This is a genomic window from Oleiphilus sp. HI0132 (genome assembly GCF_001635845.1).
On sequence record NZ_LWGJ01000220.1, the window covers coordinates 1 to 1,082 of the forward strand.

2 protein-coding genes are annotated in these 1,082 nt (G+C 49.0%); both read left to right on the forward strand.

The window, feature by feature from the left end:
* Positions 1-389: flagellar hook-basal body complex protein (locus tag A3766_RS02730; protein WP_156508637.1), on the forward strand; the 389-nt coding region annotated here is incomplete at its 5' end.
* Between the two features lie 124 nt (positions 390-513).
* Positions 514-1,082: flagellar basal body rod protein FlgF (locus tag A3766_RS02735; protein ID WP_068641621.1), on the forward strand; the 569-nt coding region annotated here is incomplete at its 3' end.

A 1,082-nucleotide genomic window follows, 5' to 3' on the forward strand; every position in this document is an offset into this window, starting at 1 on the left:
TTGCTGTAAATGACTTAAGTCAGAATGGTTATACCACAGGTCGATTAGTCGGTCTGGATGTCGATGAGTCGGGTGTCATTCTGTCTCGTTTCTCCAACGGTGAGTCTTTGGTTCTAGGGCAGGTAGCTTTGGCTAACTTCAATGACGTAGAAGGCTTATCACCTGATGGCGATAGTGTTTGGGTGCAGACTTTTGCTTCGGGTGACCCGATTGTCGGGGCGCCTGGTACGGCGTCTTTGGGTCTATTAACGGCCTCTGCAGTTGAGCAATCGAATGTTGATTTATCTGCTGAGCTGGTAAATCTGATTGTTGCGCAGCGTAACTATCAGGCCAACTCCAAGACCATTGAGACGGCCGATACAATCCAGCAAACTATCTTGAATATCTAGTACTGAATTTCGCTCATAGCCTTCCTTGTTTGGGTTGGCTAGATAATTGCAGAGCTTAGGCTAAGGCGTTTGCAGTGTCCGTTTCTTTGACGCTGCGTATTGTTTGATCCTAATGGTGAAGTAAATGGATAAAGCGTTATATATTGCAATGAGTGGTGCCAAGCAGAATATGCTGGCGCAGCGCGCTCATGCCAATAATTTGGCAAATATTAATACGACGGCGTTTAAAGAAGATTTCGCTCAGGCGCGTGCTATGCCGGTGTTTGGCGAGCATCATCCATCGAGAGCCTATGCCTTGACCGAAAGGCCGGGAACAAATTTTGAGGCGGGTCCCCTGAATCAAACCGGCAACCCTTTGGATGTTGCGGTAAAGGGTGATGGATGGATTGCGGTTCAGGCCGCAGATGGTTCGGAAGCCTATACCCGGGCAGGCGACCTGCAGGTAGATGTCAATGGGCAGCTAAGGGCTGGCATTGGTTTGCCTGTTTTGGGTAATGGTGGTCCAATTGTTTTGCCGCCTTCGGCAACTGTTGAGATTGGTGCTGACGGTACGGTTTCGGTTCTTCCTTTGGGTGGTGGAGCTGTTGGCTTAGCGGCGGTTGATCGAATTAAGCTAGTTAATCCCGACCCTGATATGATCGAAAAGAAAGAAGATGGTCTATTGCATATGAAGGGTGATGAGCCACCGGCAGT